11 protein-coding genes are annotated in these 15,414 nt (G+C 51.0%); 9 read left to right on the forward strand and 2 right to left on the reverse strand.

From position 1 onward, the window contains the following. Window positions 1–41: 41 nt before the first annotated feature. The gene (lpdA, locus tag BLP55_RS01245; RefSeq protein ID WP_091140368.1) at window positions 42–1,445 is read left to right on the forward strand and encodes a dihydrolipoyl dehydrogenase; all 1,404 of its coding nucleotides are present in this window, start codon (window positions 42–44) and stop codon (window positions 1,443–1,445) included. 748 nt (window positions 1,446–2,193) lie between these two features. On the opposite strand, the gene BLP55_RS01250 is transcribed toward lpdA, so the two are convergent. Then, window positions 2,194–3,114, reverse strand: a complete 921-nt coding sequence (locus BLP55_RS01250) for a DUF4349 domain-containing protein (RefSeq protein WP_091140370.1) — start codon at window positions 3,112–3,114, stop codon at window positions 2,194–2,196. A gap of 168 nt (window positions 3,115–3,282) precedes the next feature. Here BLP55_RS01250 and pabB point away from each other — a divergent pair, with 168 nt between their 5' ends. The 7 genes from pabB to BLP55_RS01285 all read left to right on the forward strand — a co-directional run bounded on the left by pabB (window position 3,283) and on the right by BLP55_RS01285 (window position 13,251). After that, on the forward strand, window positions 3,283–4,566 hold the full coding sequence (gene pabB / locus BLP55_RS01255; protein ID WP_091140715.1) for an aminodeoxychorismate synthase component I: 1,284 nt from the start codon (window positions 3,283–3,285) through the stop codon (window positions 4,564–4,566). 9 nt (window positions 4,567–4,575) lie between these two features. Next, a complete protein-coding gene (gene tilS / locus BLP55_RS01260; RefSeq protein WP_244503390.1) occupies window positions 4,576–5,901 on the forward strand; it encodes a tRNA lysidine(34) synthetase TilS in 1,326 nt (441 codons plus the stop codon). After that, window positions 5,898–7,937, forward strand: a complete 2,040-nt coding sequence (locus BLP55_RS01265) for a protein-disulfide reductase DsbD family protein (protein WP_091140372.1) — start codon at window positions 5,898–5,900, stop codon at window positions 7,935–7,937. The genes tilS and BLP55_RS01265 overlap by 4 nt, the downstream gene beginning before the upstream one ends. A 137-nt stretch (window positions 7,938–8,074) precedes the next feature. Next, a complete protein-coding gene (locus BLP55_RS01270) occupies window positions 8,075–9,496 on the forward strand; it encodes a hypothetical protein (RefSeq protein ID WP_091140374.1) in 1,422 nt (473 codons plus the stop codon). A 67-nt stretch (window positions 9,497–9,563) separates the two neighbouring features. Further along, window positions 9,564–10,079 carry a sigma-70 family RNA polymerase sigma factor gene (locus BLP55_RS01275; protein WP_091140376.1) on the forward strand — a complete coding sequence of 172 codons (516 nt, stop codon included), beginning with the start codon at window positions 9,564–9,566 and terminating at the stop codon, window positions 10,077–10,079. Between the two features lie 8 nt (window positions 10,080–10,087). Next, a complete protein-coding gene (locus BLP55_RS01280; protein WP_091140378.1) occupies window positions 10,088–10,987 on the forward strand; it encodes a FecR family protein in 900 nt (299 codons plus the stop codon). Continuing rightward, the gene (locus BLP55_RS01285) at window positions 10,984–13,251 is read left to right on the forward strand and encodes a TonB-dependent receptor plug domain-containing protein (RefSeq protein ID WP_170826762.1); all 2,268 of its coding nucleotides are present in this window, start codon (window positions 10,984–10,986) and stop codon (window positions 13,249–13,251) included. Before BLP55_RS01280 ends, BLP55_RS01285 begins: the two co-directional genes overlap by 4 nt. On the opposite strand, the gene BLP55_RS01290 is transcribed toward BLP55_RS01285, so the two are convergent. Further along, a complete protein-coding gene (locus BLP55_RS01290; protein ID WP_091140382.1) occupies window positions 13,252–13,629 on the reverse strand; it encodes a PH domain-containing protein in 378 nt (125 codons plus the stop codon). Between the two features lie 96 nt (window positions 13,630–13,725). Between BLP55_RS01290 and BLP55_RS01295 the strand changes: the two genes are divergently transcribed. Continuing rightward, window positions 13,726–15,261 carry a YifB family Mg chelatase-like AAA ATPase gene (locus BLP55_RS01295; RefSeq protein ID WP_091140384.1) on the forward strand — a complete coding sequence of 512 codons (1,536 nt, stop codon included), beginning with the start codon at window positions 13,726–13,728 and terminating at the stop codon, window positions 15,259–15,261. The last annotated feature ends 153 nt before the right edge of the window (window positions 15,262–15,414 follow it).

Genomic DNA, 15,414 nt, shown 5'->3' on the forward strand with positions numbered 1-15,414 from the left:
AAAAACCGTAATTTTACGCCACGAAAATTAAAACCAACACCATGAGTTCATTTGACGTTGTCGTTATCGGTTCAGGTCCGGGCGGTTATGTATCCGCGATTCGCTGTGCCCAACTCGGTTTCAAGACCGCCATTATCGAAAAATACCCAACCCTTGGCGGCACGTGCCTCAACGTGGGCTGTATCCCTTCTAAGGCTTTGCTCGATTCGTCGCACCACTACCACGATGCGGTATCGCATTTCAAGGAGCACGGCATCGAGATTTCGGGCGAAATCAAGGCCAACATCGAGCAGATGATCGCGCGCAAGGCATCGGTCGTAGACCAAAACGTATCGGGGATCAAATACCTCATGGACAAAAATAAGATCACCGTATTCGAAGGCGTCGGCTCGTTCGAAGACGCGACGCACATCAAGGTGACCAACGGCAAAAAGTCTGAAGTGATCGAAGCCAAGCACACCATCATCGCAACGGGTTCGAAGCCATCGACCTTGCCTTTCATCAAATTGGACAAAGACCGTATCATCACTTCGACCGAAGCATTGAAGCTCAAAGAAATCCCGAAACACCTGATCGTCATCGGCGGCGGTGTCATTGGGTTGGAATTGGGACAGGTGTATTTGCGTTTGGGTGCCGAGGTTTCGGTTGTCGAATACCTCGACCGTATCATTCCGGGTATGGACGCCGCATTATCTAAGGAACTCACCAAGGTTTTGAAAAAGCAGGGGATGAAGTTCTACACCTCGCACAAAGTCAAATCGGTCGAAAGCAAAAAGGGCATCGTGACGGTGCAGGCCGACAACGCCAAAGGCGAAACCATTACGCTCAACGGCGATTATTCGCTCGTGTCGGTGGGACGCCGTCCGTATACCGACGGATTGGCTGCCGATAAAGCCGGGGTGAAAGTATCTGAACGCGGTATGATTGAAGTCAACGACCACCTGCAAACCAATGTGCCGAACATTTACGCCATCGGCGACGTTGTCCGTGGTGCGATGCTCGCGCACAAAGCCGAGGAAGAAGGCGTGATGGTGGCCGAGATCCTCGCGGGCCAAAAACCGCACATCGACTACAACTTGATCCCAGGCGTCGTGTACACTTGGCCTGAAGTGGCGGCCGTCGGCAAGACCGAAGAGCAACTCAAGGAAGCCAAAGTAGACTATAAAACAGGCAGTTTCCCGATGAAAGCGCTCGGGCGTTCACGTGCCAGCGGCGATACCGACGGATTCGTCAAAATCCTCGCCGATGCCAAAACCGACGAAGTCTTGGGCGTACACATGATTGGTGCCCGCGTCGCCGATTTGATTGCTGAAGCTGTTACAGCCATGGAATTCAAGGCGTCGGCCGAAGATATCGCGCGGATGTCGCACGCACACCCGACGTATGCCGAGGCGGTCAAGGAAGCGGCTTTGGATGCGACCGAGAAGCGTTCGATTCATATGTAAGGAATTTTAAATTCCAAATTCCAAATCCCAAATTCCAAGGCAGCGCGGCGGAGTTTGGGATTTTCTTTTGGTTAAAGTATATAGATTTTCTGCAGCGGGGGTATCGAAAAATTTTGTATTTTTTGCCTAATCGGGTAGGGGAAATCGGGCTTGTCCCTAAGGAATAGTTTTGATACTGCTTGGTAGAAAATCTGTACTTTTTGTTAAAGTTTGAGTTTGCGGTTAAGACAACGTTTCGGATTTTTTTAGTGTACAGATTTTCTGTAGCGATCGTATCGAAAAATTTTGTATTTTCTGTCCAATCGGGCAGGGGAAATCGGGCTTGTCCCTAAGGAATAGGTTTGATATTGTGTTGTAGAAAATCTGTACTTTTTGTTAAAGTTTGAGTTTGCGTTTAAGACAACGTTTTCGGATTTTTTTAGTGTACAGATTTTCTATAGCGACCGTATCGAAAAATTTTGTATTTTCTGTCCAATCGGGCAGGGGAAATCGGGCTTGTCCCTAAAAAATAATCTTGACATTGCATTATAGAAAATCTGTGTATTTTGTTAAAGTTAGGGCGGCAATAAGTCATTCGATAGCAATAAAAAAGCCCGGTCGTTTTGAACGGGCTTTTTTGCATTTTTTCGGGAATCTTCTATCGTTTTTCAATATGCTTTGTCTATTCTTTCCAAATGGATAATCGCTTCTCCCGCTACTTCGCGACGGGCTAAGAAACGTTGTCCTTTCAAACGCCCGTCGCCAATCATTAATTACTGATCGAAATCGGTTTCTTTCTCAAATATCGCCTAAAGACAAACACCGCAATCCCGCCGATCAAAAACAACGACCACAACTGCACAAAAAACGCGATGATGCGCTCCAAAATGAACCAGCCATTTTTCACGCCGTCCCAAATCTCGAGCCCAAAACTACTGTAATCGCCCGGCGTTTTGGCGATGGCGACCAGTTCAGACCGCACCGACTCGTTCTGGTACATCGCCAGCGTAATCGTCGAAAAGTTCACCTGATCTTGTAACGATAAGTTTTGAATCGCCGCATTGTCGCTTTGCTCGTCCTTGCCCAAAAGATTGTTTTCGGCATCGGCCACCTGGTTGAGCTTCTTGCCGACACGATCCACGCCATCGGCCAAACGCGCATTGTGCTTTGCGTTGCGTTGTTGCGCGAGTTGGTTGGCCAGCATCTGCAAGGCCACATCATCGGCCTTGATGACACGGTAATCGAGGTATTGGATTTCGTGCGCGATGGCCTTGACCACGGTATCGAGCGCGCGGTTCGGCACGCGCAAGGTCAGGTTGTTCTCGACCACATACTGCGTCGTTTCGCGCAGGCTGTCGCGGCTTACTTTGGTGCGGCTCACTTCAGAGATGTGGCTTTGCAGGTTGTTGTTGGTGATCAATCCGCCATAGCGGTTAACGGTGCTTTCGATGGCATAAGTCGATTTTGCCACGTCCTTGACCTTGAATTTGATGTCTGCGGTTCGCACGAGTTTTCGTTCGGGAATGTTGGTTTTCGAGGCGTTTCCAGCCATTTCGACGCTACCCGATTCGCCCATGGCTTTGGTTTCAGATTGATCGGCCGGGGCATTTTCGGATGATTCGTCGCCGTACTTGCATGCGGTGGCCAACGCGAGCAATGCGACAGCCAGTCCAATTTTAATGGTTTTCATAAAATTCAAATTAATGGTTAATGCTCAGTTAATGAAAGTAGTGTTCAAGCCATCAAGATGAATTTTATCGGTTTATGGTTTTTGGGCGTACTAAGAATTGTGCCAAATTTTAAGCGATGAAACCGCATGGGGAATTTTGTTGTAATTTTGAACCGAAAAGCTACTTTTTTGAGAACGTCCGTCCACAAGAAAATCGAGAATCCCGAAGTATTCAAAATACAATTGCTCCTTTGGGCATCGTCGTTTCGCGAAGCGGTTTTTTTAGACAGCAACAACTATCCGCAGTATTACGGCTCGTTCGATTGCGTGCTCGCCGCAGATGCGCTCACCTCGATCCAAACCGATTTTTCGGGCGCTTTCGAAGACCTCAAACAATACCAGCAAATTACCCAAGACTGGCTTTTCGGCTATCTTTCCTATGATTTGAAGAACGATACCGAGGCGTTGCAATCGCGCAATTTTGACGGATTGGGTTTTCCCGATCTGTTCTTTTTTCAACCCAAGAAGTTGTTTTTGCTGCGTGGCGACGACTTGCAGATTTGTTACCTGAATCTTTGCGACGATGAGGTGGAGGCAGATTTTGCCGAGATCACCGAATGTGTGATGTCGCATGTCGATCGCGCCGAAAGTCTGCAGATCGAACAACGTATTTCCCAATCGGAATACCTGTCTAAAGTTGGGCAAATGCTCGAACACATTCACCGAGGCGATATTTACGAGGCCAATTTTTGCATGGAATTTTTCGCCCATGGAGCAATCGATCCGGTAGCCACGTTCCAACAACTCAACGCAATTTCAACACCGCCATTCGCCGCGTTTGTCAAGAACCACCAACAGTTCTTGTGCTCGGCGTCGCCCGAACGGTATCTGCGCAAGCAACAGGACAAAATCATTTCGCAACCCATCAAAGGAACGGCCAAACGCAGCGCCGATCCAGCAGAAGACGCAGCGATCCAACAAGCGTTGCTTCTTTCCGAAAAAGAACGTGCCGAAAACATCATGATTGTCGATCTCGTCCGTAACGATTTGTCGCGAACGGCAACCAAAGGATCGGTCGCGGTCGAGGAATTGTGTGGCGCCTACACGTTCAAACAAGTCCATCATTTGATTTCTACCGTTGTGTCAAAAGTTGATAGGCGAATGTCAGTGGTCGAGGTGATTAAAGATTCATTTCCGATGGGAAGCATGACGGGTGCGCCCAAGATTTCGGCCATGCAAATCATCGAAAAACTCGAGACAACCAAACGCGGATTGTACAGCGGCGCGGTCGGCTATTTTACACCCGATGGCGATTTCGATTTTAACGTGGTCATCCGCAGTATTTTGTACGATGCGCAAAAGCAGTACGTGTCCTTTTCGGTGGGCAGCGCCATCACGGCCGAATCGTCGCCCGAAAGCGAGTACGAGGAGTGTTTGCTCAAGGCCCGCGCGATGCGCACCGTTTTGGCGTAATCAATTTTAATGTTATTTTTGGGGATGCTTTCCGATTTCAAGTCCCACATCGCGCAAAATTTTCGGTTTCTCGAAGGGAAGAAATTGTTGCTTGCCGTGAGCGGTGGGCTCGACAGCATGGTGCTTTTGGATTTGTTTTGGAAAGCCGATGCCAACGTTTCGATTGCGCATTGCAACTTTCAACTACGTGGTAATGAGAGTGATGTCGATGCTAATTTCATCGAAAGCTTTGCAAATCAAAACCAGATTCCATTTTTCGCGGAACGATTCGATACCCATCAGTTTGCCTCGGATTACAAATTGTCGACGCAAATGGCCGCGCGCGAATTGCGGTACCGATGGTTTGCCGAGCTGGCCGAACAACACGGTTTCGATTTTATCCTCACGGCGCACCACGCCAACGACAACCTCGAGACGTTTTTGATCAACCTTTCGCGCGGGAGCGGCATCGATGGGCTCGTGGGTATTCCCGCGCAAATCGACAATGTTGTGCGGCCGTTGCTCGGTTTTTCGAGAAACGAGATCGAAGCCTACGCCAAAACCAACCGACTCGAATGGCGCGAGGACAGCAGCAATGCATCGACCAAATATCTGCGCAACCAAATCCGGCACCAGGTCGTTCCGGCCCTTGAGGCAATCGATCCTGCATTTCTTTCGGCTTTTTTAAAAACGCAAAGCCACTTGCAGCAAACGCAATCGATGGCGCGTGATGCGGCCGTCCTGGTCTACAAACAGGTGGCGCGAGAAACCCACGACGAAATCCATTTTAACCTAGAGAAGTTGCTTCGGTTGCCGAATTACGCGGCCTATTTGTACCATTGGTTGCATGAATTTGGGTTTACGGCTTGGGACGATATCAACGATTTGACGTCCGGCCAATCGGGCAAACAGGTGCTTTCGCCGCGGTATCGGCTGGTCAAGGACCGCGATTTTTTGATTTTGTCATCGTTGAAAGATTCGAACGAAATCGAGTCGTTTGTTATCGAAAAAGACCAAAACCAAGTTAATTTTCCCATAAAATTATCGATTTGTAAAGCAGACGGCGTTTCACATGTTTCGAATAACACTATATTTGTTGACGCCCAAAAAATCGATTTTCCGCTCGAGTTGCGCAAATGGCGAAACGGCGACCATTTTCAACCCATCGGCATGAACGGACAATCCAAAAAAGTCGGCAAGTTTTTCAAGGACGAGCGTTTTTCGATCCTCGAAAAAGAGCGGGCCTGGCTTTTGTGTTCGGGCGACCGTATCGTCTGGATCGTAGGACACCGTGCAGACGAACGTTTTAAAGTGCAAACAACCAACCCAATACTGAAAATTACACTAACCCAATGAAACCAAAACAACTGTTGCTTTTGCTGGCCGCGTGCCTGTCGCTGTTTGCCGCAAACGCCCAAATTATCGAGCCCGTCAAATGGAGCTCGCGCGTCGAGAAAAATTCCGATACCGAATTCACGCTGGTCATGGAAGGCAAGATCGACGACGAATGGCATGTCTATTCGCAGTTTACGCCCGATGGCGGCCCGCTTCCGATTGAGCTCAAATACGAAAACCAACAAGGCAACTATGCGCTGGTCGGCAAAACCACCGAGAGCAAAACCGAACGCAAATTCAACGACGTGTTTGGCGTCGACGAGATTTTCTTTTCGAAGAAAGTCGTGCTCAAACAAAAGGTAAAAATCCTCAATCCAGGGCTTTCGTCCATAATCGCAAAGATTGATTATCAGGTGTGTAAAGAGGTTTGCATCAACGGAAACGAGAAGTTTACTTTTGCCATCCCGAAAATCGCACCCACAACCACGGCGGCCATAGAAGAAGCCAAAGCCACCAATGCCGAAAATCCGGTGTTGGTCGATACGGTGGCCGTTGCGCCCGATACCACCGGGGCAGCGGTACGGCCTACCGAAGTACCGGCCGCGCCGCCCGTCACCACGGAACCCGAAGACGCCGACCGCAGTTTGTGGTCGATTTTCTTTATCGCGTTCCTCTCGGGATTTGCGGCATTGCTTACCCCATGCGTGTTCCCGCTGATCCCGATGACCGTCAGTTTCTTTACCAAACAAAGCAAGACCAAGGCGGCGGGCATCCGAAACGCCATCATTTATGGTGTCTCGATTATTTTGATCTATGTGATCCTCGGGTCGCTTGTGACCGCCATTTTTGGTGCCGATGCGCTCAATTCGCTCGCGACCAATGTGTGGTTCAACCTGATTTTCTTTGCGTTGCTCGTGTTTTTCGCGGCTTCGTTTTTGGGTGCTTTCGAAATTATGCTCCCGAATTCCTGGGCCAACAAGGTCGATCGCCAGGCCGACCGCGGCGGCATCATCGGTATTTTGTTCATGGCTTTGGCGCTTGCCATCGTGTCGTTTTCGTGTACGGGTCCCATCGTCGGGACGCTGTTGTTCGAAGCCGCTTCGAATGGCGGTATAGGTCCGATCGTCGGGATGCTAGGTTTTTCGTTGGCGTTGGCCTTGCCGTTCATGTTGTTTGCGATGTTTCCGGGCTGGCTCAATTCGTTGCCCAAGTCGGGCGGATGGCTCAATACGGTCAAGGTGTTTTTGGGCTTTTTGGAATTGGCGCTTGCGTTTAAATTTTTGTCCAATGCCGACCTGGTGCTGCAATTGCACCTGCTCGAGCGCGAAGTTTTCCTTGCGATCTGGATTGCCATTTTTGGCGCCCTTGCGTTGTATTTGTTTGGCAAGATCACGATGCCCCACGACAGTCCGCTGAACCATATTTCGGTAGGCAGGTTGATGCTGGGCTTGCTCGTCCTGTCGTTTACCGTATACATGATCCCGGGGTTGTGGGGCGCGCCGCTCAAGCTCATCAACGCATTTCCGCCGCCTATGGAGTACAGCGAGAGTCCGCGTGGTATTGGCGGCAGTAACGTCCAACACGCCAACGCCGACCAGTTGCCCGAAGGCGCTAAATTTGGCCCTCACGACATCGTGACTTTCGACGATTACGACTTGGGGTTGGCCTACGCCAAATCGGTCAATAAACCCATCATGATCGACTTTACGGGTTTTGCGTGCGTGAATTGCCGCAAGATGGAAAACAACGTGTGGTCGGACGAACGCATCATGCAAATCCTCAACAACGACGTGGTGCTCATCTCGCTTTATGTAGACGACAAACGCGAATTGCCCGAATCGGAGCAACATGTTTCCAAAGCCACGGGCAACGACATCGAGACCATTGGCGACAAATGGACCGAGTTCATGCTCACGCGATACCAAACCAATACACAGCCGTTGTATGTGCTGACCGATCTCGAAGGCAAAACGCTCAACGGAACAACCAGCTACGATCCCGATATCGAAAAATATGAGGGCTGGCTTAAAGAAGGCATCGCCAAGTTCAAACAATAAAGACATCCCGGTTTTGGCCGGGATTTTTTGTTCCTGTAAGACAATAAACAATAGCAATAAAAAATAAATAATAAATAATAAAAAAGTAGGGTGCAGGTGTTTTCGGTTGTCCTAGACTAAAAATCAAAAAACCAATTATGAAAACAATCAAACTTATCCTTTGTTTTGCGCTGCTTGCCGTTGCGGGCTTTTCGTGCACCGATTCCGATCCGGTATCGACCGCGACACCCACACCGCAGGAAAGCGTTGCGGTACGAACCGCCTTTAACGAAATCAAACAGGCCAACGCGGCCGGAAGACCCGAAGGGCGTACCGCGAACGATCCGTTTTGTTTCGAATTCATCTATCCGCTGACCGTACAATACAACAACGGCATGGTCGTGACGGTCAACTCGTTTTCGGGGCTGCTCGATATCGTTTTGAGCGAGACGGCCAACCAATATGTTGTAGGGATTGCTTTTCCGTTTTCGGTACAATACCAGGGCGCGGTGACGGTGATCGAATCTGAAGCCGAATTTACCGCCTTGCTTGTTTCCTGCGGCTACAACACGCTGAACAACGATTTGTGGTATTCGTACTGTTTCGATTTGGTGTTCCCGATTGCCATCCAGCAGAACGGGCAAACCATCGTTGTCGAGACGCTCGAGCAGTTCGCGGCCTATGTCAATACGCCAACGGGCGGTATTGTCGATATTGTGTTTCCGATTTCGGCCTATTACGAAGGACAGCAAATCACTATCGCCAACCTCTATGAATTGTATGAGCTGATCAACAACTGCGAGGATTGCGCTTGCACCTACGAATACGCGCCGGTGTGTGTGCAAACGGCCACCGGGATCTTGCAATTCGGCAATTTGTGCCATGCCTTGTGCAGCGGATACACACAAAACGATCTCGTGCCTTGCGACGGTCCCGATCCGTGTATCTCAAACTTGACCGTTACCACAGGCGATTGCGACAATACGGGCGGCAGTTACCAGATTGTCATCGATTTTGACCACACCGCCGATGTCAACGGCTATTTTAACGTGCTCGTCGGCAGCTTGACGGCCGTCAGTTATCCGTTGTCGGGATTACCGTTGACGCTTAACGTTCCGTATTCCCAAAATACCGCGGGTTATTTGACCGTCAACATCATAGGGACCAATTGTACGGCAAGCCAGCAATGGTCGGCACCCGATTGTACGTGTATTTGCACGGCCGTGTTCGATCCGGTTTGCGTAACCGATACCGTGGGCAACATCCAACAGCTTCCGAATGCATGCGAGGCGTTGTGCGCAGGGTATACGCCGGCCGACTTTGTACCGTGCATCAGCACCACCTATAATTTTGGCGCATTGCTCGGCACGTGTTTCTCGATTGCGCTTCCGGTTCAAATCCAGCACCAAGGGCAATTGATTACCGCCGATTCCAACGGACAGATATTGCAATATTGGTTCCCGGCGCAAGGCCCGATGCCGGCTTTCCACTATCCGATCACAGTCACATTCGACAATACCGTTCAAATTGTTCAAAACCAATCCCATTTTGAAAGTTTGATCGAGACGCATTGCGACTGAGAGGTTAATTGAGTTAATATTCCCGTGCCACATGCTTTTTCGAGCATGTGGTATCGGTTTTTAAGATATGTCAAAAACAAACGCTTCTTTGTGTTCCGAGTCGGTGTTCCGGTCGGTGTTCGATACGCACTTCAAGTTGTTGCGCAACTTTTTGGTGTTCCGCTACCGCAACGTCGATGCCGCCGAAGATGTCGCGCAGAATGCCTTTGTGATCCTGTGGCAAAATTGCGCGGCACTTGAACCCGAGCAGGCGCGGAGTTTTTTGTTTACGACGGCCATCCGGTTGTCGCTCAACGGCATCAAGCACGACAAAGTGGTCGAGCGTTTCAGGTTGCAGGCCAAGCCGTCGGATTCGTGTGCCGAGACCCCCGAATTCTTGCTCGTCGAATCAGAAGTCAAGCAAAGGCTCGAGTGGGCCATCGCCAATTTGCCCGAAAAACAACGCGTGGTATTCCTGATGAACCGGTTCGAGAACCAGTCGTATGCCGCCATCGCAACATTGCTCGGGATTTCGGTCAAAGCCGTCGAAAAGCGTATGCATCTGGCGCTCGTCGAACTTAGGAAAGTGATCCATAATTTGTAGATTGAGGTATGAAAACAACAGATTCCCCAAAAGACCCGTTCCTGTCTGAATGGATCGAAGGCCGAATGACCGACGAGGCGTTGCGTCAAAAAGTGTCGCCCGACGATTACGCGGCCTATCTCAAGTTGCGCGACGCGCTGGCCGGTTTGTCGTTGGCCGAACCCGATTTGGAGCGGCATTACCAGATGGTCAAGCAAAAGAAAATTGACGCGCTCGATGCAAAGCCCAAGACGCGACCATTGTACGTTTGGCTCGGTGCAGCGGCGGCCTTGCTGTTGTTTTTTGGCATCTATCGGTTTGTAACGCCAAACGTATTGGCCACCGGCCATGGCCAAACGGCCGATATGGTCTTGGCCGATGGATCCGAAGTAACACTCGCGGGCCAATCGTCGCTGTCCTATCCCAATTGGTTTGCCTACAGACGGACACTCGAGTTGAGAGGTGAGGCGTATTTCGAGGTAAGTAAAGGCAGTACTTTTACCGTGCAAACGCAGCAGGGTACCGTCACGGTTTTGGGGACGCGTTTCAACGTACTGGTGTTGCCCGACTATTTCGAGGTGACGTGTTTCGAAGGCAAAGTGGAGGTCGTGTCCGGCACCAGTCAGGTGCTCGAAATAGGGCAGGCGGTGCGTTTCCTGGGCCGAGAAAAAGAAAACTACGACACACCGCAATCGGAACCCGCTTGGCTGCACCGCGAATCTATTTTCGACAGTGCGCCGTTGGAGGCGGTTTTGTTGCAGTTGTCGCGCCAGTACAACCGCAAAATAATATGTCCCGATTCGCTCAAGACCGTACGGTTTACGGGCAGTTTTACGCACAACGATTTGCAAACGGCGCTTCGCTCGGTGGCCACGCCATTGCAAAAGGAATTCAAGACCGGTACCAACGGAATCCTCACGTTGGAATGAGGTTCATTTTCGGCACGGTACTTTTTTTTGCTTTTTGCACCGGTTGGTCGCAAAAGACCAAGCCGATGGGCTATGAATCGGTGGCGCTCGACCGTTTGTTGCATGAACTTGAGCGGCATTTCGACGTACAGTATTCCTACCTCGACAGCATCGTTGCGCCGTACCGATTACAAGTGCCGCAAAAGGACTATGCACTCAACGACATCCACACGGTCATCGAACACCAAACGGCGCTCAGGATCGAACCGATCGACAAGCGTTACTTCTCGGTGTTCCGCCCCGATATGCCGCAACCGCAATGGCTCGATGAAATCCTGGTCGAAACCTGGTTGTCGAAAGGTATCGACCGAAAAGCCAATGCTGTTGTCGTGTCGCCGCAAAAAATAGAAATTCTCCCAGGTGTTACCGATGCCGATGTGATGCTGTCGTTGCAACAGCTTCCCGGGGTCAAAAGCCCGAACGAAACGGCCACGGGATTGCACGTGCGCGGCGGTACGCCCGACCAGAACCTGGCGTTGTGGGACGGCATCCGCATGTACCATCCGGGGCATTTGTTCGGGATGATTTCGGGTTTCAACCCGAACACCAAACAAACTGTAAAGTATATCAGTAAAGCGACCGATGCGTTTTACGGCGAGCGTGTGGCAGGAACCATCGACATCCAAACACGCGATAAATTGACCGACAAAGTGGCTTTCGAGGCGGGTGTCAACGGGCTCAATGCCGATGTATGCGCGCAAATTCCATTGATCAAACAAAAACTCGACCTACAGCTTTCGGCGCGCAAATCCTACACGCAATGGTGGCCGTCGCCCGCTTTCGACGCGCTTGCCGATAAGGTATTCCAACACACCGAACTCGATCGGTTTGACCACCGCAACCGCTTTGGCTTCGAGGATTACAACGTCAAAATCAACTTTAAACCGTTTGAAAACACACACATTGGGCTTAGTGGCATCCTGATCGACAACGGGCTCGACTATACCACGGGAAACGGTGCGGCGCTTCGTCAGCAACTCGATGTGCGCAATTGGGGTTACAGCATCGGATGGCGGCAAAATTACTCCAAACGGTTCTGGCACCGTGCGGCATGGCAGTTTTCGGCCTATCGGTTCGATTATTTCAGGACCAACAGCCACGGGATCGATTATGAGACGTTCGAGAAACGCAACCGCATCACCGATTCTGGTTTTTCGATCGATTGGCATTACGACGTTTCAGACCGATTGCAGTGGACCTTGGGCTATCAGTTGTCGGGCAACGACGTGTCGCATGTGTTCCGCGCGGGCAACGAAGGACTCTCGGTAGACCTCGACCAAAATCAGGCCTATGGCAACGTGCACACGGTTTTCGGTCAGGGCTCTTTTTCGGTTAATCGATGGCAGTTTTTGGCGGGTTTGCGCAGCAGTCGCTACGATGCGGCGAACCTGTCGGTCGAACCGCGTGTACTCATACAACGAAAACTCGGACGTTCCTGGGTATGGCAAAGCAGCCTGGAACGCAAAAGCCAACGCATCGGTCAGGTACGCGAGGGCGTGGCCAACGACCTGAGTTTGGAAAATTACGTTTGGGTTTTGGCCGACGGGGCGCGTTATCCGATACAATACGCGATGCAATACACTACAGGATTGTTGTTCAAGTCCAAGGGGTGGTTGGTCGATGCCGATGCCTACTACAAAACCATAAACGGCATCACGACCCAATCGTTCGGCTTTTGGCAACAGCAACACGCGTTGGCCTTGCGCGGCGACGGGACCACCAAGGGATTTGACTGGCTTCTGCAAAAAAATGGTCCCGATTGGCGTGCCTGGGCTACCTATACCTACCAGGATTCGCAAAACCGCTTTTCGGAGGTCAACGGTGGGCGCTATTTTGCGACCAGCACCAGCATCACGCATGCCGTCAGTATATCGGGCTTCAAAAAATGGGGACGGTTTTCGGCCACAGCAGGTTGGTTCTGGCATAGCGGCAGGCCGTTCAGTACGCTTGATACGCAAGGACGCGTGGCTTCGTTCAATGTGTCGCGGTTGCCCGCATACCATCGCTTGGATCTCTCGGCGCAATACCTTTGGCGCCAGACAAAAAAATGGCAGGCCAAAATAGGGGTATCGGTAACCAACGTCTACAACCGCCGCTCGGTCATCAGCAAGGAATACGAGCGCAATTTTGCCGGGGTCTCGGATTTGTTCGATGCGCGTTACATCATGCGCGATTATTTCAGCCTTGGGGTGATGCCGAACGTGTTTCTTCGCGTGAGCCTCTGATTATTTTAGGATGTGCTGGCTCAGGATGCGGTAAACGTCGTTGATGTTGTCGCCGCCCTTGCCGAATTGTTTTTTGATGGGGAGCGTTTCGTCCTTGATCCAAATCTTGAGTTCGGCGTCGAGGTCGAGCAATCCGGCGCTTTCCTTCGAGAATTTGATGACGTTGGCATACGGAATAGACAAATAATCGACCTTGCCGCCCACGAGTTGTTTCTCGACCAGGATCAGTCGTTTGTTGGTAAAGATGAACATGTCCTTGATCATCTTAAACGCTTTTTCGATTTGCTCGCCGTCGATCAGTATGGGTTCAAATTCCTTGCGGATGTTGTCGAGGTTGACTTCGGATGCGTTCCCTAAAATGGCGTTGAATAATCCCATGGCTTTTGTATTTATTGCCCTCAAATTTACAGGAAATCTGTAAAGACAGGTGTCAAATGTTTGCTAAATTTCGGTCTATCCGCCAACCAATCAAGTATGCTCACAAAAGTTTACGGCAGCGCCGTTTTTGGTGTCGAAGCCACGACAATTACCATCGAAGTCAACATGGACAAGGGAATCGGCTACCACCTGGTAGGCCTGCCCGACAATGCCATCAAGGAAAGCAGCTACCGCATCGCAGCGGCGCTCAAGAACAACGGGTTTGCGATGCCCGGCAAAAAAATCACCATCAACATGGCGCCCGCCGATTTGCGCAAGGAAGGCTCGGCCTACGATTTGACGCTGGCCGTCGGGATCTTGGCAGCCTCGAATCAAATCAAGACAGACCAAGTCGAACAGTATGTGATCATGGGCGAATTGTCACTCGACGGCAGCCTGCAACCCGTCAAGGGTGCACTTCCCATCGCGATCAAGGCGCGGGAAGAAGGCTTCAAAGGTTTTTTTCTTCCGATACAAAACGTAAAGGAAGCGGCCATCGTAGACGGGCTCGACGTGTTTGGCGTGACGAACCTGCGCCAAGTGGTCGATTTTTTTGAAGGTAAAGACGGCGTCGAGCCGACAAAAATCGACATCCAATCGGAGTTTTACGAAATGCGCGACGCACACGATGCCGACTTCAGCGAGGTCAAAGGGCAGGAGGGCATCAAACGCTGTATGGAGATTGCGGCCGCAGGTGGGCACAACATCATCCTGATCGGGCCGCCGGGATCGGGCAAGACGATGCTCGCCAAACGGTTGCCCAGCATCTTACCGCCAATGACTTTGCGCGAGGCGCTCGAGACGACCAAAATCCACAGCGTCGCGGGAAAACTCAAAGAGGCGGGACTCATGACCCAGCGACCGTTCCGAAGCCCCCACCATACGGTTTCGAATGTGGCGCTCGTAGGCGGCGGCAGTTATCCGCAACCCGGCGAGATTTCGATGGCGCACAACGGCGTGTTGTTCCTCGACGAGTTGCCCGAATTCAAACGCGACGTGCTCGAAGTGATGCGGCAGCCGCTCGAAGACCGCGAGGTGACCATTTCACGCGCCAAGTTTACGATCACTTATCCGTCGTCATTTATGTTGGTGGCGAGCATGAACCCGAGCCCCGGTGGCTATTTTAACGATCCCGATGCGCCTGTGGCGTCGTCGCCGGCCGAGATGCAGCGGTATTTGAACAAGATTTCGGGACCGCTGCTCGATCGCATCGACATCCACATCGAGGTGACGCCTGTACCGTTCGAAAAGCTGTCTTCGATGCAAAATGCCGAGACCAGCAGCGACGTACGCACCCGGGTGACCAAGGCACGTGAAATCCAGGGCGAGCGGTTTGCGTCTTGCACGGGCATCCATTACAACGCACAAATGGGCACCAAGCACCTACGCGAATTCTGTAGGCTCGACGAGGGGTCGCTCGTATTGCTCAAATCGGCCATGGAACGGCTGAATTTGTCGGCGCGCGCCTATGACCGCATCTTAAAGGTTTCGCGTACGATCGCCGATTTGGACGGATCGGCATCGGTTTTGTCGTCGCACATTGCCGAAGCCATCCAGTACCGCAGTTTGGATCGGGACGGATGGTTGGGTTAAAACCAAGCGATACTGTAATGTTTGTGTCGATTTTTTCAAATAAATATAAGAAAAAAGAGGTTAAAAAGCGAGGTTTTTGGCGTAGTCAGGCCTATTTGCTGGAAATAGCAGTCCGTTAGTCGATTTGTTAGTATAGGACTAAAGCTTTCATTC

The sequence above is a fragment of the Flavobacterium caeni genome (assembly GCF_900101895.1).
Lineage (GTDB): Bacteria > Bacteroidota > Bacteroidia > Flavobacteriales > Flavobacteriaceae > Flavobacterium > Flavobacterium caeni.